The sequence below is a fragment of the Comamonas sp. 4034 genome, assembly GCF_050434545.1.
Lineage (GTDB): Bacteria > Pseudomonadota > Gammaproteobacteria > Burkholderiales > Burkholderiaceae_C > Comamonas > Comamonas odontotermitis.
Window position 1 is genome coordinate 101,429 of record NZ_JBNDIT010000001.1, and the last position, 23,489, is coordinate 124,917.

23 protein-coding genes are annotated in these 23,489 nt (G+C 55.2%); 3 read left to right on the forward strand and 20 right to left on the reverse strand.

Features of this window, described 5'->3' with window-relative positions; all coding sequences use genetic code 11:
• The first annotated feature begins 59 nt into the window (after positions 1-59).
• Positions 60-533, forward strand: coding sequence for a cyclic pyranopterin monophosphate synthase MoaC (gene moaC / locus ABIE32_RS00440; RefSeq protein ID WP_429012720.1), 474 nt, complete (start codon positions 60-62; stop codon positions 531-533).
• 8 nt (positions 534-541) lie between these two features.
• Here moaC and ABIE32_RS00445 read toward each other — a convergent pair whose 3' ends face one another.
• From ABIE32_RS00445 to sucC, 13 genes are all read right to left on the reverse strand, one after another.
• Positions 542-949, reverse strand: coding sequence for a GtrA family protein (locus ABIE32_RS00445; protein WP_429012723.1), 408 nt, complete (start codon positions 947-949; stop codon positions 542-544).
• Complete coding sequence (locus ABIE32_RS00450; RefSeq protein ID WP_429012725.1) at positions 949-1,680, reverse strand: SDR family oxidoreductase; 732 nt, start codon at positions 1,678-1,680, stop codon at positions 949-951. The genes ABIE32_RS00445 and ABIE32_RS00450 overlap by 1 nt, the downstream gene beginning before the upstream one ends.
• A gap of 9 nt (positions 1,681-1,689) precedes the next feature.
• On the reverse strand, positions 1,690-3,015 hold the full coding sequence (locus ABIE32_RS00455) for an FAD-binding oxidoreductase (RefSeq protein ID WP_429012728.1): 1,326 nt from the start codon (positions 3,013-3,015) through the stop codon (positions 1,690-1,692).
• Positions 3,016-3,034: 19 nt separating this feature from the next.
• Positions 3,035-4,483 (reverse strand): UbiA family prenyltransferase, encoded by a 1,449-nt coding sequence (locus ABIE32_RS00460; RefSeq protein WP_429012731.1) that lies wholly within the window; start codon positions 4,481-4,483, stop codon positions 3,035-3,037.
• Positions 4,484-4,486: 3 nt separating this feature from the next.
• Positions 4,487-6,097, reverse strand: coding sequence for a hypothetical protein (locus ABIE32_RS00465; protein WP_429012734.1), 1,611 nt, complete (start codon positions 6,095-6,097; stop codon positions 4,487-4,489).
• A gap of 10 nt (positions 6,098-6,107) precedes the next feature.
• On the reverse strand, positions 6,108-6,875 hold the full coding sequence (gene tfpZ / locus ABIE32_RS00470; protein ID WP_429012737.1) for a TfpX/TfpZ family type IV pilin accessory protein: 768 nt from the start codon (positions 6,873-6,875) through the stop codon (positions 6,108-6,110).
• On the reverse strand, positions 6,875-8,788 hold the full coding sequence (locus ABIE32_RS00475; RefSeq protein WP_429012739.1) for an ArnT family glycosyltransferase: 1,914 nt from the start codon (positions 8,786-8,788) through the stop codon (positions 6,875-6,877). Before ABIE32_RS00475 ends, tfpZ begins: the two co-directional genes overlap by 1 nt.
• An 81-nt stretch (positions 8,789-8,869) precedes the next feature.
• Positions 8,870-9,343, reverse strand: a complete 474-nt coding sequence (locus ABIE32_RS00480; protein ID WP_429012741.1) for a pilin — start codon at positions 9,341-9,343, stop codon at positions 8,870-8,872.
• 65 nt (positions 9,344-9,408) lie between these two features.
• Positions 9,409-9,882 carry a pilin gene (locus tag ABIE32_RS00485; protein ID WP_429012743.1) on the reverse strand — a complete coding sequence of 158 codons (474 nt, stop codon included), beginning with the start codon at positions 9,880-9,882 and terminating at the stop codon, positions 9,409-9,411.
• 307 nt (positions 9,883-10,189) lie between these two features.
• Entirely contained in the window at positions 10,190-10,888 is a 699-nt protein-coding gene (locus ABIE32_RS00490; RefSeq protein ID WP_395023734.1) for an FHA domain-containing protein, read from the reverse strand.
• Positions 10,889-11,046: 158 nt separating this feature from the next.
• The gene (locus tag ABIE32_RS00495; protein ID WP_224150605.1) at positions 11,047-11,730 is read right to left on the reverse strand and encodes a TerC family protein; all 684 of its coding nucleotides are present in this window, start codon (positions 11,728-11,730) and stop codon (positions 11,047-11,049) included.
• A gap of 169 nt (positions 11,731-11,899) precedes the next feature.
• Positions 11,900-12,796, reverse strand: a complete 897-nt coding sequence (gene sucD / locus ABIE32_RS00500; protein ID WP_184704425.1) for a succinate--CoA ligase subunit alpha — start codon at positions 12,794-12,796, stop codon at positions 11,900-11,902.
• A 17-nt stretch (positions 12,797-12,813) separates the two neighbouring features.
• On the reverse strand, positions 12,814-13,974 hold the full coding sequence (sucC, locus tag ABIE32_RS00505) for an ADP-forming succinate--CoA ligase subunit beta (protein WP_429012747.1): 1,161 nt from the start codon (positions 13,972-13,974) through the stop codon (positions 12,814-12,816).
• A gap of 529 nt (positions 13,975-14,503) precedes the next feature.
• On the opposite strand from sucC, the gene argC reads away from it, so the two are divergent.
• Positions 14,504-15,436 carry an N-acetyl-gamma-glutamyl-phosphate reductase gene (gene argC, locus ABIE32_RS00510; protein ID WP_224150607.1) on the forward strand — a complete coding sequence of 311 codons (933 nt, stop codon included), beginning with the start codon at positions 14,504-14,506 and terminating at the stop codon, positions 15,434-15,436.
• A 144-nt stretch (positions 15,437-15,580) separates the two neighbouring features.
• Here the strand turns inward: argC and ABIE32_RS00515 are convergent, their stop codons facing one another.
• The 7 genes from ABIE32_RS00515 to ABIE32_RS00545 are packed head-to-tail and all read right to left on the reverse strand — an operon-like array spanning position 15,581 to position 22,375.
• Complete coding sequence (locus ABIE32_RS00515; RefSeq protein ID WP_224150608.1) at positions 15,581-16,648, reverse strand: ABC transporter substrate-binding protein; 1,068 nt, start codon at positions 16,646-16,648, stop codon at positions 15,581-15,583.
• Positions 16,645-17,805: an NAD(P)/FAD-dependent oxidoreductase gene (locus tag ABIE32_RS00520; RefSeq protein WP_429012751.1), complete on the reverse strand. Its 1,161-nt coding sequence runs from the start codon at positions 17,803-17,805 to the stop codon at positions 16,645-16,647. The genes ABIE32_RS00515 and ABIE32_RS00520 overlap by 4 nt, the downstream gene beginning before the upstream one ends.
• Positions 17,798-19,240 (reverse strand): FAD-dependent oxidoreductase, encoded by a 1,443-nt coding sequence (locus ABIE32_RS00525; RefSeq protein WP_429012754.1) that lies wholly within the window; start codon positions 19,238-19,240, stop codon positions 17,798-17,800. Before ABIE32_RS00525 ends, ABIE32_RS00520 begins: the two co-directional genes overlap by 8 nt.
• The gene (locus ABIE32_RS00530; RefSeq protein ID WP_429012757.1) at positions 19,237-19,590 is read right to left on the reverse strand and encodes a (2Fe-2S)-binding protein; all 354 of its coding nucleotides are present in this window, start codon (positions 19,588-19,590) and stop codon (positions 19,237-19,239) included. The genes ABIE32_RS00525 and ABIE32_RS00530 overlap by 4 nt, the downstream gene beginning before the upstream one ends.
• A complete protein-coding gene (locus ABIE32_RS00535) occupies positions 19,590-20,384 on the reverse strand; it encodes an ABC transporter permease (protein ID WP_184704438.1) in 795 nt (264 codons plus the stop codon). Before ABIE32_RS00535 ends, ABIE32_RS00530 begins: the two co-directional genes overlap by 1 nt.
• Before the next feature lie 18 nt (positions 20,385-20,402).
• A complete protein-coding gene (locus tag ABIE32_RS00540) occupies positions 20,403-21,260 on the reverse strand; it encodes an ABC transporter permease (RefSeq protein WP_224152830.1) in 858 nt (285 codons plus the stop codon).
• 35 nt (positions 21,261-21,295) lie between these two features.
• On the reverse strand, positions 21,296-22,375 hold the full coding sequence (locus ABIE32_RS00545) for an ABC transporter ATP-binding protein (RefSeq protein ID WP_429012761.1): 1,080 nt from the start codon (positions 22,373-22,375) through the stop codon (positions 21,296-21,298).
• Positions 22,376-22,574: 199 nt separating this feature from the next.
• Between ABIE32_RS00545 and ABIE32_RS00550 the strand changes: the two genes are divergently transcribed.
• Positions 22,575-23,420 carry an IclR family transcriptional regulator gene (locus tag ABIE32_RS00550; RefSeq protein WP_429012764.1) on the forward strand — a complete coding sequence of 282 codons (846 nt, stop codon included), beginning with the start codon at positions 22,575-22,577 and terminating at the stop codon, positions 23,418-23,420.
• The last annotated feature ends 69 nt before the right edge of the window (positions 23,421-23,489 follow it).

Sequence of the window (23,489 nt, forward strand, 5' to 3'; positions counted from 1 at the left end):
AGTTGCACATGCTGCGCAGAGACAAGAGATACCAGCGATTGAGATTGAAAGCACACGCCATGAATGAACTCACCCACTTCGACGCCCAGGGCCAAGCCCATATGGTGGACGTAGGCGCCAAACCTGCCACCCACCGCATTGCCATTGCAGAAGGCTACATCACCATGCAGCCAGAAACCCTGGCCATCATCCAGGCTGGCACCGCCAAGAAAGGCGACGTTCTGGGCGTGGCACGCCTCGCCGGCATCATGGCCGCCAAGAAAACCAGCGATCTGATTCCGCTATGCCACCCCATTGCGCTAACCAAAGTGTCAGTGGATTTTGAAGTGCTGCCGGAGAAAAATGCTGTCCGCTGCGAAGCCCGGACGGAGACGGTGGGGCAGACGGGGGTGGAGATGGAGGCCCTTGCTGCGGTGCAGATTGCGCTATTGACTATTTATGATATGTGTAAGGCGGTAGATAAGGGGATGGTCATGAATAGCGTGTGCTTGCTAGAAAAACACGGCGGCAAAAGTGGTAGCTTTATCGCTTAAACCAATTTCTAGGCGATCATTTTCTTATTTATAAAAACCAGACGCTTGTCAAGCATATATTTAATAACATAGCCAATCACCAATCCAATCAGCCCTCCAACATACCGCATCACTTCACCAGCAAACAACCAATGGAATAGTACCTCCATTCCCCAAAAGACAAAAGTGGTGATCACCCCCATCAAAGAGTAGAGCACAAAAATCTTGGCTTCATGCTGGGCACTGCTTGCTTGAAAACGGAATATCCAACGCTTGTCCAGCACATACTTCACCACCAAGCCAATCCCAGTGCCTACCAACATGGAAAGGGCAATACGATAAGGCCCGTCATAAAGCTGATTACTCAACCACTGGCTGCCAAGGTTGGCTGCAATGGAGATCCCCGCAAACGTTGTATAAAGCAATGCAAGCGGCATCACAGACGGATCCGACGAAAGATAATTTCAGGGATATTTTTTATAATCTGCATTATCCCCCACCAAAACCATGGCAAATAAACCACCGCCTTGCGCCGGTCTATGGCACGGATAATACCGCGTGCAACCACCTCCGGAGACGCCCACAATGCACCTTTCTTGAAGCCAGCCGTCATCGGTGTATCCACAAATCCAGGTTTGATAACAAGAATATTGATGCCCTTGGTTCTCAAACGCTGCCCAAGTCCAGAGAAAAACGCCGACACGGCAGCTTTCGCGCTCCCATAAAGATAATTACTGGCCCGTCCTCTGTCACCTGCAACTGAAGAGATCACCGCCAGTGTTGCCCCGCGCTGCAAGTAGGGGACCATCACAAGCCCCAAACCAATAGTTGATGTTCCGTTGGTCGAAAATTCACGCAAGGCAGTCTCCACTGATGCATCACACTTTTCCTGAGAGGGCAAGGTTCCGTGGGCGATCAGAGCTATATCTATGCCACCAAGTGCCGCCCGAGCGGCCTCCAGCATCGGAGCATGCTGGTCAAAACTATTGACATCAAGCTCCCAAGTCTTCGTATCGGCTGCACCACGCACTCGCAAATCATCTGCCACCGCGTCAAGTCGCTGAAGATCACGCCCCACCAAAAAAAGCGCTGCACCGCGCTTTGCGTATTCGCGCGCAACGGCTTCCGCAATAGCAGAGTATGCCCCAATAATAATTACTCTTTGCATGAAAATCTCTCAAGCCATTACACGACGCCAGAATGCCGATGAAAAATTGGGGTCGATATAGCGCGAAAACTCCTGCCATCGCGGATATCCTGCCCGAAAAAGTTGCCCTGACATATGCGCATCCTTGGCAGGGTAGATAGCCCCGCCAGCCCCTGCAACTATCGCATCAAGGCGATCAAACAGCTTTAAAACACTTTCTCCATTGTTTCGAAAATCCAGCGCCAAAGTGGTACCCGCGCGCGGAAATGAAAGCATTCCAGGCGATGGTTTATTGCCAAATTCTTTCAACACTGCCAAAAATGACCCGTTCCCACTACGAGAAATTTCGCGCAATAGATCTTTCACCGCATCCCTAGCAGTAGCAGATGGCAGCACACACTGATGCTGCAAAAATCCCTTGGGCCCATATATTCGATTCCAATGAGAAATGCCATCAAGTGGATAAAAATAGCTCTGATAATGTGTTAAAGCACGTTTTCTGCGCGTAAACTGGCGCCAATAATATAGTGTATTAAAAGGACGCAACGTCAGAGCGTTGACCAGAGAAAATGGCGGCACCAGTGGCATGCTTTGGCGAGCTACAGTCGCTGGGGTTGGTGCATTTGCGTCACCGCTGACATGGTCACCACGTAAAAAATGACCTCGCCCCAGGTGCTTGCCACTTGCTAGACAATCAATCCAAGCCACCGTGTATTCAAATTGGTCTGCAGACTCTTGAGAAAGCGAGAAAAAATCATCTAATGTGTCAAAACGGATTGATTCTGTCTCCAACCATGGACCCGGAACCCGACGCAGCTGCAACTCTGCTGACAAAATGACTCCAGTCAACCCCAACCCGCCGATAGTTGCAGAGAACAAAACATCACCTGGCTGTAATTGCTGCCGAGAGCCATCACTACGCAACAACTCCAGCGCACGCACATGGCAGCCAAAGCTGCCGGTGCGATGGTGATTTTTGCCATGTACATCATTGGCGATAGAGCCACCAACGGTAGCGTAACGGGTTCCAGGGGTCACCGGCAGAAACCAGCCCTGCGGTAGCACTACGTCAAGCACCTCCGCCAACGTTACTCCAGCCTCGCAGCACAGCACACCACTGGCAGCATCAAAGGCGATAAAGCGGTCCAGTGAGCGCACCATCAGCAGCGAACCTCCCGGGTTGAGGTTGCTGTCGCCATAGCTTCGCCCTGCTCCATGGGGCAACACCGTTCCATCAAACGCAGGCAGGTCGGTATGTCTATTGACTACCGGGAGCAAGCGTTGCGTATTCTTCGGACAGTGCGGATAACGCCCCCAAGATTGGCCGGTGACACGGCCCGCCGACGGTTCGCTCATGGATGCTCCTGATTGGGCCTCATGTCGCCAACACAACCGCGATCGCACATAAGCAGATTACCACCAAGCTCGCCTTGTCGGATGCCGCAAACACAATCGGGTCATCATGCATGCCTCCTCGGTGAGCCACCATCCACATATGACTCACCCAATAAAGCAACATAGGGCATAGTAACCAAAGCAGCTTGGGCTGGTGATACAGCGTGAGACTCTCAGGGCTATTGATATAGAGCGCCAACACCAGCACACCAATATAGCCAGCGGCAGCACCCAGCGATTCAATCAATGGCAAATCCATCGTGTCATATCCGCGCCCGGACGCGCCCCCTTTACCGGCAGCCTGGGCGGCGTGCAACTCAGTATAGCGCTTGAGCAATGCCAAACTGAGGAAAATGAACATCGAAAACGACAATAGCCAGAAAGACAAGGGCGCGCCAATCGCAGCCGCTCCAGCAATGATTCGCACCGTATATAACGCCGCCAGCAATATCACATCAATCATCACCAATCGCTTGAGATGGAGTGAATAACTCACAGTCAACAACCAATAGCCTAGCAGCACCAAAGCGAATTTCCAGCCACACCATGCAGCCAATATGAAACTGACCACGGTAAGCACAACAGCAGCAAATAGGCCCTGCAACACTGGTAAATCACCGGCTGCAAACGGACGTTTGCATTTACGCGAATGCTGACGATCGGAAGACAGATCAAGCAAATCATTCAGCAAATAAACACCCGATGCACACAGGCCAAAAGCCAGAAAGGCCACAGTCGCTTGCACCAGTGCTTCTGGCTCCAAAACACGGTGTGCGGCTAACAATGGCACAAATACCAGCAAATTCTTGGCCCATTGGTAGATGCGCATGGCCTTAACCCAGGTGCGCAAGCGATACAGGCCGCCACGCGCGGTTGTGGGCCAATGCGCCCGTACCTGTGTCAAAAGGCCCGCCTTCTCAGCCAAAGCATCACTGCCAACTACCAATCCTGTGGCTGCATGTTTCCATACCTGCAGATCTACGTCGCTATTGCCAACATAGTCAAAGCCGCGCTCGCCAAAGCGCTCCACCAATTTTTCCGCCTTGTGCCGCCCAGCCAGATTGGAGCAGCCATCACTCGCCATCACTGATTCAAACAATCCCAAATGATCGGCAATTGGCTGCACCAGTAATGCATCGGACGCTGTGCACAATACACGCGGACGCTGAGAGGTTGTGCGTAATAGCTCCAGTATACGCATGTCATACGGCAAAGTGTTGGCAGTGACCTCAACACGGGTAGCTATTTCGCGTTTGAAAGCAGCCTTGCCCTTTAGTAGCCAAAAGGGCAATAAAAACAAATAAAGCGGATTTTTTGTGAAGAGTAATAAAAGGGATTCATACAATAAGTCACTACGTAGCAGGGTTCCATCGAGATCAATGCATAAGGGGCAATCAATCACGCTACCAATGATTTTTTTTTCAGTCATTTTTCAGCGATTTACAGAAACCGCAGTCGCGGGAACTCCCACTATCTGCCATGTGTAATTCCAACCAGATGAAACTCCATAGCAAGATAACGGAGATTTATCGGAAATAGGGACACCCGGCAATCCAATTGCTTCTCTGTCAAAATTATCAAATATTTCTTTATAATATCCAGTATTTAATCGCCATACTGCCTTAAATCTTCCTTTTGCAAATAATGGCTTCCTGACTACCATATCAACATCAGCATAAAGATCCGAAAGTGCTTTGTCTACGATTTTATTTTCTCCAGAAACCATAGACTCCAAATACCCTGCAGGTAGGGCTCTTTCATGATGCCCAATACGCGATTTTGACTTGGCAGGTAGTCTCGCCAAAAAGGGCTCAGCAAGTGCCATAGGGTCGATCCATCTGACCGTTTTCTCCGACGCAAATCCAGCCATACCTATAGCACATCGAGTGTACAAACCAGGCAGCACCAATCCCGCTTGAAACCAAGGATGCAAGGTCCACCCGCCTTGTCTTAAAGATGGAGAAAGGCCAAGCCATTGGTAATAAAACCCTCGCTCGTCCGCAATGCCATTTTCTATAACGGCCTGATTAAAATTAGGCGGAGAAAATACCGTAAGCATTAATGAATTAAAAGACAATAACAAATAACTCATTAATAAAGAAACGAGAACCCTTCCAGCCACACAAGAAAAAAGCAATGCCGCGAGTAGTGTCGGCATACTCAAGAACCGCCCCCCCATATAGTCAGCGCCAACATAGAATAGATATGCAGTAAAAAGCAATATCCCCAAAGAAAAAGCCAAGAAACGCTTGTTTAAAAATCCTGAAATTATTCCCAAAATGAGAATAGGTAGAGTAACCTTATCGTTCTCATATATCCATTGAAAATAATAAACTGCTTGAACAAACCGATCTTGAACAGCCAATCCCGTGCCAACTTTCGCAAGCGCCGTATTAGGAACTGGTGATCCGTAATAAAACAAAGAAAAAATAACCCACGAAATTATTGGAATTAGACCTATAAATATACGGCCCCATCTTCGATCTTGGAAGCATAGAAATAAAAAGGCAGGGAAAAATAGAACAACAGCATCAGGACGCGTTAAAAACAATAGAGATATCAGCAACGAAGCCAGACCAGCATCCTTTCGCTCAATCCACATCCAGAAAAATAAAACTGCAAGCAAATGCAGAAGTGGATTTTCCAGGCCCGAACTAGAATAATCAACAAATGACCTAGACCAAAGCAATGAGCATATAGGAAAAAGTGCCCACCAACGATGATTCTTTAAAGCTCGATAGGAAAAGTATAGCGTCAGTACTAAAAGAAAATACGATAAGAATATGACTACATAAAACGGATCATCAAACAATCCTGTCAAAGGGAGCAGAATAAAAAACCAAAGAGGGTGCGTATAAACCTGTACACGCTCCCCTGAATTCCATACCAAACCCAACCCATCAAGGGTGTTATTTATGACACGAAAGGTAATGAAAGCATCCTCTGCGACCCATGCTGTCTTATAGAATGCCATCGTGAAAATAAGCACAATAGCGATAAAAATCAAATTTCTTGATTTTTCGAACTCTTCGTTTATTTTCATAATTCACCAATCAATAAGGATCGAGATCAATCCATGCCTTGGGCAATAAAGATTTCTTATCAATCAATACCGTCCATACATTTTCAAAATATCTCACAGGCAGCCATAATATTTCTCCACTTTCTTGACCTGCATTTGCAATGGCGTCTCTAATCACTGGCAATTGCTCAGGATATTTTTGAATCAATTGGTCAACAGGCTTCGCTTTGCTTGCGATTAAATCGTAACCGGTATTCAACGATCTATAATATTCTGGTAAAAACTGAATATCCTTCCCATTCAGCGCACTAAAGATCAACTCTGTTCTTTCTCGTGGATCTTCAGGCATAGGAGTCCAAACATATTTCGGCCCTGTCCAACTACGCTGCCTCCACTGTAACTCTGGGGCCTTCGACAAGTCCTCGTCCGTAACATCTCCGGCTGCCACGACCTCAAAGCCATCTACCGCGAAAACAATAAATACTGGACGTGCAGCTGTAATTGCATGCATACCATATACAAGCGCAGAGGCTTGAATGATCGCAACGACTATATAATCTCGAAATAATACCGAACGCGTTTTTTTTGGCGTGTAAATTACCAAGCTAATGAGCGGCCCCAGTATAAAATCAGAAATCGTTACCAGAAGAAAAAGTTTGGCCCCCCCCAGCATTTGATGAAAAGGAGCAGGAAACCAAATTTTAAATACTAGTAAAGCACAAAGCGCCGCCACAATAAGCGTAATGAGCAGATGCACAGTCGCAGCTCTAAGCTTGCCAAGCAAGATTTCGCGCTGCATCATTTGTAGCTTTCAAAGGCTTCTGGTAGTACTTGGCTTCTCAGTTCTTCGCATGTTTTTCTTACATCCTCTTTGCTGTCCTGCCATCTATTGCAAAATAACAAAACTGCACCGCTCATATTTTTTATATATCTATTTTTTCCGAAGTAATAAATATCCTTTTGCGCGTCCACAGTTGCTTTTGCCTTCGAATAATCACCAGTCAAATACTCAATTGTTGCCCTTTGCAAAGCGACCGGCACTCGTTGTCCTGATCCGAAATACCATTCGGCTATCTTGTTATATTTAGCCGCTGCCTTTAGATCTCCATCAAACGCAAGTTTGGCATTTGCATAGTCCATGAGTGATCCGCCGACTTGCTCAGACGTCAACCCTAAATCAATCAGCATTTGCCTTCCATTTTTAATCGATTGAAAGTCTGGCATTGCGTACATAATACCTTCCATGTACTTCACAGCTTCTGCATCACCCTTTCTAGTCAAAAGATTGGCATATAGAATCTGCTCCGGCACCCCAAGACCTCCATTAATCTCTTTGAGACGCTCGATTTCTTTCTCAACTAAATCAAAACGTTCTTCTGTCAGTGCAGCTTGCATATAATTGTAGCTAACCACACCTGCATCAGGTGTAGATTGATGCGCCCACGCCCATAAATTCAGCGGTGTTTTCCAAACTGGAATTGTTGTAATTGTCACCAAGCTCGCAAGCAACAGCCACCCGACCATACCAACTGTCACCATTAACTTCATTGCTCTGGCAGAAATATAATTTCTCAAAAATCTGATCTTCCTCAGCTCTAATGACGCAACAAAAATCCCCAAAAAGGCGAGCGGCAATGTCATGAATCGGTCTTGCACCAAGCTACCTGCTATCCATAGCGGAATGATGTGAAGCACCAGAGAAAAACTGATCAAGGAAGCTAAAAGCATCCACGCCCAGACCTTGCCCTTCCATACCGCCTTCCATATTGAGAAAGCTATAAAGAAAGCCATCAGCGGGTAGATTACTAAACTATAACTAGACCACCAATCCAAATCGCCATAAGGATAAAAAAGACTAATTCTACCAAAAGGAAGGAAGGCAAGAATTGCATACTCTTGCAATGTTTGCATTGGGAGCAATGTTTTTACAATGGCTTCAAAATGCTGAAAATTGATTGTGGAATGATAGATTCTCGAAACCGTTACTGTCCGAAGAATGCCATATAAAACACCAAAAACAATTAATGCAAAGAATGTTTTTCTCTCTTGCGAAAAAATTTTTATGATGGAACTCAGTCCCTTTTCAGTACCGCTACTTGAAGCCAAGCCAACGCATATTAATAAAAATGGTAAAACAACTCCGAGCTCTTTTGATAAAAGCGCCAAAATAAAACAAAAACCTATAACTAATGACTTTAACCATCCAGTTATTTTCTGGCTAACGAATATACAGCACGCCAACAGACAGAACGTCGTGCACATCACATCAAATCGCCCAGACACCCATGCAACAGCTTGAATTAAAGCAGGGTGAACTGCATAAAAGCCGGCTGAAAAAAGAGCACGAATCTGGACATTTTTAAATCCTGCTTTTTCCAAGATTTGGCATGCCAGCCAATATACTAGAATGACGTTCAGTGAAAATAGCAATAAATTAATTGCATGCGAAATAACAGGATTTTGACCAAATATATGAAACTCGATGAACCATGTTAAGAAAATCACGGGGCGAAAATATGTTGTCCCTTCTAGCACTGGTTGAGATATCAGACCCCAGCTCAGTGGCTGCGTCATCAAATCGTTCTTATCCAAAAATATAACACCGTCGTCCCACACATAAGCAAAACCTAAACTCTGCGCGTACAAACACCATGTCAATGCCAATAAAAGCAGTATGGCCGCCTTTTTTTTGTAATACCATTCATTCGACATGTGAATCATCCATTAAATTTTTAAGCAAACACGAAATAAAGGCCCTAAAGGGCCTTACGTTGAGTCAATATTTCATGTAAATTATGGTTTACACGCATTTGGCAGATATTTTGTCTCAATAGTCGTACCACTCCCGGTATAACCATCTAAAGAGGTATTTCCGCATACCCATGCAATACCTCCATTACCAGTACTAAAAGTCAAACGCTGCCCATTGGCCTTGCCAGTTGTCATGTATGCAGAAATTATTCCTGAAGGAAAAGTGCCACCAATTGTTGCCGCCACCGACGCATATTTTCCAGCAACTGTAGCATTGAGCTGCCCCGTGCCAGCAGTGACTGCGGGTCCCACTAGAGTGGGCCAGGTATTTTTGTCAGTTGCCCATTCCGCCAACGGGTTTTTCAAACCGGCCACCATTTCAACCGCATCTACCACCTGACTGCGAGTCAAGTAATCTTGATATGCAGGCAAAGCCACAGCAGCCAGAATTCCGATGATCGCCACGACGATCATCAATTCGATCAAGGTAAATCCCTTGCTTTTCAGATTTATCATCATGCCCCCCGATATCGAAATAGAAAGGGGGCCGTAGCCCCCTTTTTTTAACTTAAGCCGCAGCCTTATGGCTTGCAGGAGTTTGGCAAATACTTGGTTGCAATCGTGGTATTCGCGCCAGTTACACCATCTACTGTCGTATTGCCGCATGCCCAAGTGCTGCCGCCGTTGCCAGTAGTCAGCGTAAGGTTTGTACCAGATGCCTTGCCGGTTGTCATCGCTGCCGTGATTGTACCCGCTGGGTAAGTACCACCAATAGTGGTATTTACGGTCGAATACTTACCAATGACGGTTGCATTCAATTGACCAGTGGTCGCAGTTACAGTAGGACCAACCAGCGTAGGCCATGCATTCTTGTCAGCGCCGTACTCTGACAGAGGGCTCTTCAAGCCACCAGACAAGGTAACGGCTTCAGCCACTTGACCGCGGGTGATGTAATCTTGATATGCAGGCAGCGCCACAGCAGCCAAAATACCGATAATCGCCACAACGATCATCAGTTCGATCAGGGTGAAACCCTTTTGCATCTTACGCAGCATGTTGAAACCTCTCTATGGAATCTGTATTGAAACTAGTAGCCAGATCACAGCGACTTGGCTTGTGAGTAGTAGTGCAAGCGCCGTGCCAACTTTTGGCGGTGAGCATCAGCTTGCGTGAGGCTGACAAAACTGCGGCTTTTTGTTAATTGATTGTTGCAAACAGGCATTTTTGTCACATTCGGCCTGGCTCGACATTTTTGTCATTTCGCAGACCATCCGCCAGCCGGCCTCAACCTCCCCCTCTCAAGTGACAACGGCACCCGAAGGTGCCGTTGGTCTAGAGATTGAAGGAGTGAGCAGACAATCATCAACTCAAGAACTCATACTCCATGCCCGCCAACTCAATCTTGTCGCCACCTTTGACCACCGCTTCGGTAGTGCTCAGTGCGCGACCATTGAGCTTGGCATCGGTAGCACCGTCTACCTTCGAGACCACGTAGCCCTTGCCGCGTCTGGTGAAGGCCACTACTGCGATGCCAGGGCGGCCTACGGCGGTCACGATCTTGGAGAGCATCACATCTTCATCAGCACCCTTGACTGCGCGCAGGTGGGCACCAGCGTTATAGGGCGATTCCTCATGATGGGGAAATGCTGCGGGCGACGTGGATGGGCCTTCTTCATGCGACTCGTTCTCGGGCAGCATGTGGGGCACGGGGACGGACAGCGCTTCGGTATAGAAGCCGCCATTGGGCGAGCCGGTTTCCGGTGCAATGGAACTCATCAGAAAGCGGATGCGGCATTTGCCGATGTCGAGCAGATCGCCGCTTTGGAGCACCTGGCGGCGGATCTTGATGCCATTGACCCGGGTGCCGTTGGTGCTGCCCAGGTCTTCCACCACCACGATGCCAATTTTCTTTTCATAGGTGAATGCCACATGCTCCCCACTGACAGCCATGTCAGTGAGGATGATGTCGTTGGAGGAACGACGGCCCAGGGTAGTTCTGGACTCTTTGAGCACATAGTCCTGAACCACCATACCATCTAAAGAAACTATTAATCTTGGCATGTTGATTTACCTCCGTGTAATTATACGTAAAATCACAATGGAGTTGCCGGTCTTGATAGTTTTGTTAACAAACGATACGTATCGTCGCTCACGCGTGGGTTTCGGGCGCAAAAAAAGCGCCCTCGGGCGCTTTTCTGGAAGATGGTTGCGAGGGCAGATCAGGCGGCTTTCGCCTCGCCTCGCTTTTGCAGCCACAGGCCCAGCCCCACCACCAGTGCAGCACCTGCAGCAGCGGCAATGTAGTGCAGCGCAGGATTGGCCTCGACATAGCTGTGCAGCAGTCTGTCGTTCATGATTGTTTCGCCGCCAACCCAGCCGATCAGGCCTGCGCCCAGGATGACGATCACGGGGAAACGCTCCATCAGCTTGATCATCAGTGTGGAGCCAAAGATCACCAGAGGGATGGAGATGGCCAGGCCCAGGATGAGCAGCACCATGTTGCCCTGCGCCGCTGCGGCTACGGCAATCACGTTGTCCAGGCTCATCACCAGGTCGGCAATCAGGATGGTACGGATGGCAGTCATCATCGAGCCGGTGCCCTTGGATGCGCCTTCGTCGTCTTCATTGCTGGTCAGCAGTTGCAGACCAATCCACAGCAGCAGGCAACCCCCGACGATCTGCAGGAAGGACAGCTCCAGCAGCTTGGCGGCCACCACAGTCAGCACAATCCGCAACACCACGGCGGCGCCGGAGCCAAACATGATGGCTTTTTTCTGCTGCTCAGGCGGGAGTGAACGTGCTGCAAGGGCAATGACAACCGCGTTGTCGCCCGAGAGAATGATGTTGATCCAGATGATCTTGACCAGCCCGATCCAGAAGTCGGGGTGACTGAGGTACTCCATTTTGCGCTCCGTAGTTATGAATGCAAAGACGCCAGATCATGGAGATCTGGCGTCTTCTTTTTAGTTGGAGTACGCAGTGTAGCGGCGCAAACCGCTCTTTACATGCGTAATTTTGCGTAGATACCGCTCGGAGCCTCTTTACGGGTACGCGGAGGCTCCGTCCACGTTCTTACTTCAGCAAGCCCTTGAGCAGGCGGCCCATTTCGGATGGGTTGCGGGTAATGGTGAAACCGCACTCTTCCATGATGGCCAGCTTGGCATCAGCCGTGTCAGCGCCGCCGGAGATCAGCGCGCCTGCGTGGCCCATGCGCTTGCCGGGAGGAGCAGTCACGCCAGCAATGAAGCCAACGACGGGCTTCTTCATGTTGGCCTTGCACCACTGTGCAGCTTCCGCTTCGTCCGGACCGCCGATTTCGCCGATCATGATGACGGCATCGGTGTTGGGATCGTCGTTGAAAGCCTTCATCACGTCGATGTGCTTCAAGCCATTGATCGGGTCACCACCGATACCGACGGCAGACGACTGGCCAATGCCCAGTTCGGTCAGCTGTGCCACGGCTTCGTAGGTCAGCGTGCCGGAGCGGCTCACCACGCCAATGCGGCCTGGCATGTGGATGTGGCCGGGCATGATGCCGATCTTGATTTCACCGGGGGTGATGAGGCCTGGGCAGTTGGGGCCCAGCAGCAAGGTCTTCTTGCCGCCGGCCGCTTCCTTGGCTTTCATCTTGTTGCGCACTTCCAGCATGTCACGCACGGGGATGCCTTCGGTGATGCAGATGGCCAGGTCCAGATCGGCTTCCACGGCTTCCCAGATGGCAGCAGCAGCGCCAGCGGGCGGCACGTAGATCACGGACACGGTTGCGCCGGTGTCCTTGGCAGCGTCCTTGACCGAGCCGTAGATTGGGATGTCGAAAATCTTTTCGCCAGCCTTCTTGGGGTTTACGCCAGCCACGAAGCAGTTCTTGCCGTTTGCGTATTCCTGGCACTTTTCAGTGTGGAACTGGCCGGTCTTGCCCGTGATGCCTTGGGTAATGACTTTGGTGTCTTTATTGATATAGATAGACATGTTGTGTTCTCCAGGGCTTACTTCACTGCGGCAACGATCTTGGTGGCCGCTTCGGCCATGGTGTCTGCGCTGATGATCGGCAGGCCCGATTCAGCCAGCATCTTCTTGCCCAGCTCTTCGTTGGTACCCTTCATGCGCACGACCAGCGGCACGCTCAGGTTCACAGCCTTGCAAGCGGTGATCACGCCGGTGGCAATGGTGTCGCACTTCATGATGCCGCCGAAGATGTTGACCAGAATGCCCTTGACCTTGGGGTTCTTGAGCATGATCTTGAAGGCTTCGGTGACCTTCTCGGGGGTGGCACCGCCGCCTACGTCCAGGAAGTTGGCAGGCTCGCCGCCGAACAGCTTGATGGTGTCCATGGTGGCCATGGCCAGGCCGGCGCCGTTCACGAGGCAACCAATGTTGCCTTCCAGGCTGATGTAAGCCAGGTCGAACTTCGAAGCTTCCACTTCAGCAGGATCTTCTTCGTCCAGATCGCGCAGGGCCACCAGCTCTGGGTGACGGAACAGTGCGTTGGGGTCAAAGTTGAACTTGGAATCCAGTGCAATCACATTGCCCTTGGAGTCACGGTTGAGCGGATTGATTTCAACCAGCGATGCGTCCGTGTCCATGTAGCACTTGTACAGCTTTTGGCAGATGTCGATGAACTGAGCCACCGAATCAGCAGGCATGCCAATGCCCTTAGCCAGCTCTTCGCCATTGGCTTGCGTGAAGCCAGCGATGGGGTCGACCAGCACGGTAATGATCTTCTCGGGGGTGCTGTGCGCCACTTCCTCGATGTCCATGCCGCCTTCGCTCGAAGCGATGAAGGCCACCTTCTGCGTGCCACGGTCGGTCACGGCAGACAGGTAGTATTCCTTCTGGATGTCGGCGCCGTCTTCGATGTACAGGCGACGAACCTTCTGGCCTTCAGGGCCGGTCTGGTGCGTGACCAGCTGCATGCCGAGGATCTGCTCAGCCAGCTTCTTCACATCGTCGATCGTCTTGGCCACCTTCACGCCACCGCCCTTGCCGCGGCCGCCTGCGTGGATCTGGGCCTTCACCACCCAAACCGGGCCACCCAGCTTTTGTGCGGCTTCCACTGCTTCTTGCACAGTGAAAGCGGGAATGCCACGCGGAACGGGCACACCGAACTGACGCAAGATTTCCTTGCCTTGGTATTCATGAATTTTCATGAGTGTCTCTCGGAGTAAAACAAAAAAGGGAAAAACCCGGCGGCCATGCGCGCAGAACAAAGAACTCGCAAACTGGGCTAGGAGGCCTGGCAACCCGCGAATTTAACATGCTGCACTGCGCCATGGCCTGCGCTCGGCCATGCATCCTGAGCGGGCACTCTGGATTTACCTTAGGTACAAATGCTTATAGCTACTATTTGTATAGCTAACTATTGAAGTCTGTTGCGCGCCAATGCCCTTCCCTATTGCCCAACCTGTCTTTCATCGCGCGCCGGGAGAACATCTGCAGGTAGCTCCCACATAAATACCCGGACACTGCAGGATTTTTGCGACGCCCTGCCGTGCCTGTCACGGTTTTAGGGTAGGCGCCTTGCTGCCTGCAGGCCCTCACCTCAGGGCGAAGAACATGCTCCGGACACAAAATTTCGCACCACCAGCCCACAAATGGCTGCTTTGTATGAAAATAGGTGTTTTCCCATCCAATGGCGGCCGGGCTTACCCATGCCGCAGCACTGCAGGAGTTATGGCAATGGCAAAAGTGTTTATCGACGGCGAAGCTGGCACCACCGGGTTGCAGATTCGCGAGCGCCTGGTGGACATGCCAGGCGTGGAGTTGGTAAGCATTGCGCCCGAGTTGCGCAAGGACCCTGCGGCCAAGCGGACGCTGATTGCTGGTGTCGATCTCGTCATCCTGTGCCTGCACGATGACGCCGCCAAGGAAACCGCTGCCATGGTGGATGCCATCGAGCAGGAAACCGGGCGCACCATCAAGATCATTGATGCCTCCACCGCGCACCGTACCAATGATGCATGGGTGTATGGCTTTCCTGAATTGAGCGCCAGCCAGAAGGCAGCCGTGCAAGGGGCAAAGCGCGTCTCCAACCCTGGCTGCTATGCCACGGGCGCCATTGCCATCCTGCGCCCGCTGGTTGATGCGGGCCTGATCGCGCCCGATGCAGCGCTCGCGCTGCCTTCGGTTTCTGGCTACAGCGGCGGCGGCCGCACCATGATTGAGGCCTACGAGGCCGACACCGCCGCTCCTTACGAGGCCTATGCGCTGGGCCTGACGCACAAGCACATCCCTGAAATCCTGAAGTACACCGGCATGACGCGCCGCCCGGTGTTCATTCCGGCTGTCAGCAATTTTGCGCAAGGCATGCTGGTGCAGTTGCCCCTGCACCTCGAAGAGCTGCCCACCAAACCGCTGATGAGCGATCTGCACGATGCGCTGGCGGCTCACTACGCCAAGACCAACCAGGCGGAACAATGGGTGAAGGTGCTCCCCCCCACGGACGACAACAAGCTGGCCGCTGATACGCTGGCGGGCACCAACAACCTGGAGATTCGCGTGTTCGGCAATGAGCAGTTGCGCCAGGCCGTGGTGATTGCTCGCCTCGACAATCTGGGCAAGGGTGCCAGCGGCGCTGCGGTGCAGAACCTCAAGCTGATGCTCGGCATGTAAAAACATAGCGCAAAGCGCTTGCTTTTCATAGTTTTCAAGCATCAAAATGCCTGAAACATAACAAAGACAAGTGCCAGTAGCTATCAAAACAAAAGCGACCCGCGGTCGCTTTTGTTTTTTGTGCCTTTGAAAGACCGCAGTGCCTCAGCGCTCCACCGTCCGGTTCCAGCGCTTGTTCCACTCAGGACGGTCGGCGTTGATCACGTCCCAATCCACCGCCACTGCATTTTTCAGGATGGCGTTCATCTTGTTCTGCTCTTCAGCGGCCTTGCCTTGCAGCTTGGCTTTAGGCGTCACCGGGTTGTAGCTGCCGTTTTCCATGGCCAGGGCCTGGGCTTCTGGGCTCACCAGGTAATCCTGCAGCTTGTGCGCCAGCTCCGATTCGGGGTTGTTGCTGAGCACGCACATGGCCGTCATCAGCACCACCGCGCCTTCCTTGGGCGCCACGTACTCCATCGGAATGCCCTTGGACTTCATCAGCTCGGCCTGCGTCAAGGTGTAGGGGAAGATGGCCGCATCACCGGCTTGCATCATCTCGACCACCTTGGACGAGTTGGGAATGTATTCCACCACGTTCGGGCCGATGGTGGTGGGCCAGGCCTTGAATGCCGGGTCCACATTCTTCTCGTTGCCACCCTTCAGGCGGTTGAACATCAAGAAGGCATGCAGGCCGAAGGACGATGCGGGCATGGATTGCACCACCACCTTGCCCTTGAGCTTGGGGTCGGCCAGATCGCCCCAGGAGGTGGGCGCTGCCCAGCCCTTTTCGGCAAACATCTTGGTGTTGTAGGCCAGGCCCGTCAGCCCCATTGACAGGCCGACCGCGCTGTCCTTGATCTTGGCAATGGCCGGAATGTCATTGATGTTGGCCGACGGCTTGAGCTTTTCGCACAGGCCCATGCCGATGGCGCGGTACATCACGCCGTCGTCCAGGGTCATTACCTGCATCTGGGCCTTGTCCTTGCTGGCCTGTGCCTTGGCGAGGATGTCGGTCGAGGTACCAGGCACCACCACCACCTTCACGTTGTTGGCCTTTTCAAACGGCGGGAAGACGAACTGCGAGTACGTGCGCTCCATGTTGCCGCCATTCATGCCGATGTAGATGGTCTTGGTCTGTGCGTGCGCTGCGCCTATTGCAGCCACCGCCGCCACCAGGGCTGTCGCCCGAATGGCACCGCGCAGCGGAGAGGTCTTGGTTGTCTTTGTCGTCATGCGATTTTCCTTTCGGGGGTGGGAGAAGAGGCTTCGCCAGCGGAAGCAGGTTGCAAGAATCGGTCGATACGGAAAGCGTCAATCGGCGTGCCGCTGCGGCCCTGCGCAATCAGCTCGGCCATCACCTCACCCACGCCGGGGCCGAGCTGGAAGCCCCCGCCCGCAAAGCCGAAGGCATGGTAGAGGCCTGCAATGCGGCTGCTGGCGCCGATGATGGGCTCATGGTCGGGCAGCGCGCCCTCGTTGCCGCTCCAGGTGCGGATCAGTTGTGCGTTCTTGAGCTGCGGCAAGAGCGCCACCAATTGCGGCAGCTGTTCCCAGATGGTGGTGGCGCGGTTGCGGGCGCGGGTGTCGTCCAGCACCAGGCCCGGGCCGCCGCCAAACACCACGTTGCCACGGCGCACCTGGCGGCAATAGATGCTGCCGCCCTCCACGCCCAGGCTCCAGTGCAGAAAATGCGGCAATGGCTCCGTCACGCCCATGGCGGGCGGGCGGATGCGCATGGGCACCGGCTCGCCGCACTGCTCGGCAAACTGGCCCGCCCAGGCGCCAGCCGCGTTGACCACGATGTTGGCCTTGATCTCCAGCCCCGGCGCGCGCACCACAAAGCGCTGACCGTTGTGCTCCACCGCCTGTACCGGCGTGTGTTCCAGCACCTGCGCTCCTGCGCGGCGCGCAGCGGCAGCAAAGGCAGGCGCCAGCAGGCGCGGGTTGGCCTGGCCATCTTCAGGGCAGAACGAGCCGCCCACCACCTGCGTGCCGCCTACGGGAAAGCGCTTTTTCAGCTCCGCCCCATCGAGCAGTTGGAGGCCCAGGCCGCAGTCGCGCATCATCTCGGCGTAGCGCACGAGCGCCTGCATGTCTGCATCCGAGCGCGCAATCTTGAAATGGCCCGAGCGCTCGTACTCGGCCTCGGTGCCGATCAACTCGGTCAGCCGCCCCCACAACGCATGCGAGCGCTGCGACAGCGGCAGCATGGCGAGTGACCTGCCCTGGCGGCGCACGCCGCCAAAGTTGACGCCGCTTGAACGCGAGCCGCACAGGTCGCGCTCCAGCATCACCACGTTGACGCCGCGCTGACGCAAAAACAGTGCGGTGCTTGCGCCCATGATGCCGCCGCCTATCACCACCACCTCGGTGGCCAGATGCTTAACCATGGGCAGCCTCCTGTGCAGTGGCAGCCACGGTCATGTCCAGCGGCAGGGGCTTGATCGGCGCCTGGCCACGGATGCGGCCGATGTTCTCCACTGACACCTGCAATGCATCGGCCAGAATCTCGGTCGCCGCCACACCGCACATGCGCCCCTGGCAACGCCCCATGCCCACGCGGCACATCGCCTTGATGCGGTTGATATCGCCATTCGCATTGGCAGCGGCCGTGCTGCGCATCTCGCCTGCAGTGATGTTTTCGCAGCGGCACACCACCAGATCGTCGCTCGCCCGCGCGGCCCAATCCTCGGGAAACGGGAAGGCCACTTCCAGTGCCTGCCGAAAATGCTCTGTTTTCAGGAGCTGCTGGCGCAGGTGGGATGCACGCGAGGCATCAATTTGGATACCGCGATCCTGCAGCAGTGCCAAGGCAGCCAGTTCGCCCGACATCTCGGCAGCATCCGCCCCCATGATGCCTGCGCCGTCGCCAGCCAGATACACACCGGGTACTGAACTGCGGCGGTCTGCATCGGTTTGCGGTACATGGCAGCGGTGCAGCGGCGCGAAGGCAAACTCGCAGCCCAGCAGGTCCGGCAGTTGCGTCTCGGGGCGCAATGCGTAGCCCAGGCCGACGGCGCTGCAGGCCGTGCGCTGCTCCGCGCCTTGCGCATCTTTCCACACCAGGGCCTGCACGCGCTCATCCTCCGCCCCGCCCTCTGCCCGCAGCAGTTGCACGCCATGGTGCACGGGTACGTTGTGGAGCATCAGCCAGCTCACGTAGTACACGCCTTTGGCAGTCACCGCCGGTTGCGCCAGCATGGCGGGGGCTGCCTTGTAGCGTTGCGCAGCGGGCGCGGTATCCAGCACCGCACACACCTTGCCGCCCGCCTTGGCGTACTGGTAGGCCACCAGATACAGCAGCGGCCCGGTGCCGGCAAACACCACCGCGTCGCCAATGGCGCAGCCCTGGTATTTGAGTGCGACCTGGGCACCGCCCAAGGTGTAGACGCCAGGCAAGGTCCAACCGGGGATTGGCAGCATGCGATCGGTGGCGCCGGTGGCCACGATCACATCGCGCCAGCGCACGGTGTCTGCCGTGCGGCTGGCGGTGTGCAGCAGGTCCAGCGTGTGGCCCTGCGCGTTCCATACCAGGGTGTCAGGCCGGTAGTCGATGTCTGCACGCAGGCTGTCAAAGGTCTGGTGCAAGGCGGTGGCGCGGCCCGCCTCAAAACCGTACAAATCCTTGGGCGTGCGGGCAAAACCGTCGGGCTGGCGGCGGTAGATCTGGCCACCGGCCTTGGGCGCTTCGTCGATGACGACAGGCCGCACGCCGTGGGCAAGCAGGGTCTGGGCGGCACGGATACCGGCAGGGCCGGCACCCACGATCACGGCCGCGCCATCGGCCGGGCGCGGGTCGTCCAGGTAGAAATCGCTGCCGATCATGGCTGCGCCTCCACCAGTGCGGCCGTGGCAACGGCGCCAGGCGTGGTGCACACCTGCATGCCCGCCTGCAACGCTGTGGAGCAGGCGCGCACCTTGCGGCCCGCGTCAGTGCCTCCCAGGGTGACCCAGCAGTCCTGGCAGGCACCCATCATGCAAAAGCCCGCGCGCGGCGTTCCCGCAAACTCGTGGGTGCGCAGTTGTGCCGATTGCGTCAGCACGGCGGTCAGCACCGTATCGCCCTGCAGGGCCTGAGCAGGTTGGCCGTTGAGCACAAAGGCCACGGGCGCGCGGCCCTGCTCCTTGAGGCGTTGCAACTGGGCTGCGTTGCTGTTGATTGTCGCGTGTGCCATCAGTGCTTGCCAATCAGAATGCGATCCAGGCCATAAACTTTGTCGAGCAGCAGCATCAAGCCCAGCGTGATGAACACGATCAGTGCCGAAACGGCAGCCATCATCGGGTCGAGCGACTCGGTGGCATACATGTACATGCGCACCGGCAAGGTGACCGTGCTGGGTGATATGACAAAGATCGACATCGTCAGCTCGTCAAAGCTGTTGATGAAAGCCAGCAGCCAGCCGCCGGTGATGCCCGGCAGGATCATTGGCAAGGTGATGCGCTTGAACACGGTGGCATTGCTTGCCCCCAGCGAATATGCAGCCTGCTCGGCACTGCGGTCAAAGCCGATCAGCGCAGCCATCACCAGGCGCATGGTGTAGGGCATCACCACCAGTGCGTGCGCAAAGATCAGCCAGCCAAAGCTGCCCTGCCCGCCCACGAGCGAGAACATGCGCAGCATGGCCACGCCCAGCACCAGGTGTGGAATGATCAGCGGCGAGAGAAACAGCGCCTGCAGCGCGCCGCGACCTGGAATCTCGTAGCGCACCAGCGCTATTGCAGCGGGTACCGCCAGGGCTGTGGAAATCGATGCCGCAGATACGGCCAGACCCAGGCTGTTCCAGAACGATTGCACGAAATCCGGGTGGTGCAGCACCTGGTCGAACCAGCGCAGCGAGAAGCTGGTGGTAGGGATCGTCAGCGTCTCTTCCGGGGTGAACGCCACCAGGCAGACGATGACCAGCGGCGCCAGCATGAAGGTGATGACCAGCGCGTTGAAGATGAGGGCAATGGGTCCGTTTTTTTGCATTGTGTGTTACCTCGCCATTCAGCCCAGCGTCTTGCGGTAGCGGCCTTCGACCATGCGGTTCCAGCCCAGCATGATGACCAGATTGGCAGCCAGCAGCACAAAGGCGATGGCCGCGCCCAGGGGCCAGTTCAGCTCGTGCAGGTATTCGTCATAGATGAGGGTGGCGACCATCTTGACCCGGCGCCCGCCCAGAAGGCCCGGGATGGCAAACGAGCTGGCCGCCAGACCAAACACGATCAGGCTGCCCGACAGAATGCCGGGCAGAACCTGCGGGAACACCACGCGGCGCAAGGTAGTGGCGTGCGATGCCCCCAGCGACAGCGAGGCGCTTTCCACCGAAGGGTCGAGCTTTTGCAGCGAAGTCCACACCGGGATCACCATGAAGGGCAGCATCACATGCACCAGCGCAATCACGATGGCGGTCTCGTTGTAGAGCAGTTTCACGCTGCCGATTCCGACGGCCTTGAACACGGTGTTGATCAGCCCCTCCGGGCCCAGCAGCATGCTCCAGCCAAAGGCGCGCACCACCACGGAGATGAGCAGCGGCGCCAGGATGATCAGCAGAAAGATGGAGCGCCAGGGTGCGCGCATCTTGCTCAGGATGTAGGCCTCGGGCGCGCCGATGGCAATACAGATCACGGTGACCACAGCAGAGATCCACAGCGTGCGCCAGAAAATCTCGTAGTAGTAGCTGTCGGTGACGATATGCACATAGTGCTCGATGGTGAACGTACCGGCCACCGGACCGCTGTCGGCGTTGTAGACGTTGAACGACAGAATGGTCGTCAGGATCAGCGGCACCACCAGCATCACGGCAAACAGCAGCAGGGCTGGTGCGCTCATGCCCCAGGGGGCCCAGTTGCGCCGCCCGGGCATCGGGGCGCCTTGCGCCATGGTTACGGCAGGGCGGCTCATGCGGCCACTCCTTCACCGGCAATCACGCGCACATTGCTGTCGCACCAGGCCATGCCCACCGTGCTGCCCACCCCATGCGGCTCGCTGCCGTCGTTGGCGGCGGTGACGGTGAGCGTGCCCAGCGGACACTCCACGGTGTACATCCAGGTATTGCCCAGAAAGAAACGCTCGCGCACCTGGCCCTGCACGCGGCCAGCGTCAATCGCGGACAGCAGGATCTTCTCCGGGCGCAGGCCCAGCAACACGGGCGCGCCACTGGCAGGCAGCGCTCCCGTGCCCACCACCTCGATCGCCACCCCGCCCACCTGGGCCACGGTTCCGCCCTGTGCCGAGGGCATCGGCTGCACCGTAGCCTGCAGCAGGTTGGCCTTGCCCACAAAGGTGGAGATGAAGGCGTTATGCGGGTGCTCGTACACCGTATGCGGCGTATCCACCTGCGTAATGCGGCCCGCCTCCATCACCACCACCCGGTCGCTGATCGACATGGCTTCGCTCTGGTCGTGGGTGACCATGATGGTGGTGGTGCCAACCTTGCGCTGGATCTCGCGCAGCTCGAACTGCATTTCCTCACGCAGCTTGGCATCCAGGTTCGACAGCGGCTCATCCAGCAGCAGCACCGGCGGCTTGATCACCAGCGCACGCGCCAGGGCCACGCGCTGGCGCTGGCCGCCGGACAGCTCGCGCGGGTAGCGGTCGGCGTACTGCGCCAGGTGCACCAGGGCTAGCGCGTCGCTGGCGCGTTCGCTGCGCTCGGGCTGGGCCACCTTGCGCATCTCCAGGCCAAATTCCACGTTCTGGCGCACCGTCATGTGGGGGAAAAGGGCATAGGTCTGGAACACGATGCCCAGGCCGCGCTCGTTGGCCTTGGCCCGGGTGATGTCGCGGCCATCCAGCTCGATACGGCCTTCGCTCACATCCACAAAACCCGCAATCATCTGCAAGGTGGTGGTCTTGCCGCAGCCCGACGGGCCGAGCAGCGAGACAAATTCACCCTTGCTCACCTCCAGATTGAAGCCGCTGACCACGCGCGTGGTGCCGTACTGTTTGGAGATTTGGTGAAGACGTAAAAAGCTCATGGGGATCACCTCGGTGGCATGCACAGCAGCCCTGCTGGTCAACGCGCGGGCATGGACGATGTTTTCAAGAATTCGCCAATTTTCGGAATGCAAGCCAGGCAGAGACACGGTATAAATACTAATAATGGAAGATAAATTTGATTTATTCCGTTAAATGGAATAAAAATCGAAAAACTCATTGTTTTATTCCGCGTACATCATGGACCACGACAACGAAGACACCGCCAGCCACCAGCGCGGCACCCTGCATCGCAGCTTTGTGGTGCTGCGCGCGCTGGCCGCGCACCAGAAGGAAGGCGTGCGTGTGACCCACCTGGCCAAAGAAATCGGCCTGACCCAGGCCACCACCCACCGATTGCTGCAAGGCCTGGTGCAGGAAGGCGTGGTGGAGCAGGACCAGCAGCACAAGCTATACCGGCTGGGCCTTGATCTGTTCTCGCTGGCGGCGCTTGCTGGCGGTGTGCAGGATCTGCGCAGCCTCGCGCGGCCCGTGCTGCTGCGCCTGTCTGCCAGCCTGAGCGACACGGTGATCCTGATGGTGCGCTCCGGTTTTGATGCGGTGTGTCTGGACCGGATCGAAGGCCAGTTCCCCATCCGCACCTTCACGGGCGACATTGGCGGCCGCATTCCACTGGGCGTCGGCCAGGGCTCACTCGTCATTCTGGCCAACCTGCCCGACGCCGAGCGCGAAGAGGTGCTGCGCTACAACCTGCCGCGTATCCAGCACTACAACGTGTACGACGAGGTGTACATGCGCACGGAAATCAACAGAGCGCTGAGCCAGGGCTACACAGCCAGAAACTCCGGTCTGCTCGAAGGCATGGCAGGCCTGGCCGCACCGGTATTCGACCGCAATGGCCATGTGGTGGCTGCGCTGTCCATCGGCACACACACGGCCCGCCTGAACGACGAACGCCTGCCTGCCGTACGCGACATGCTGCTGCGCGAAGCCAGAGCGCTCAGCAGCCAGGTCAACCCGTTCGACCCTACCTTGCGCCACCCAATGCACGCGCTGTCCACCGGCGACCGCACGCGCAGCCTGTAGAGCAGATCGACTGTGCGCGCAGCTTTTGCCGCGATTGGCCATTGCTCGCCGGGCGCGCACTGTTCCCTT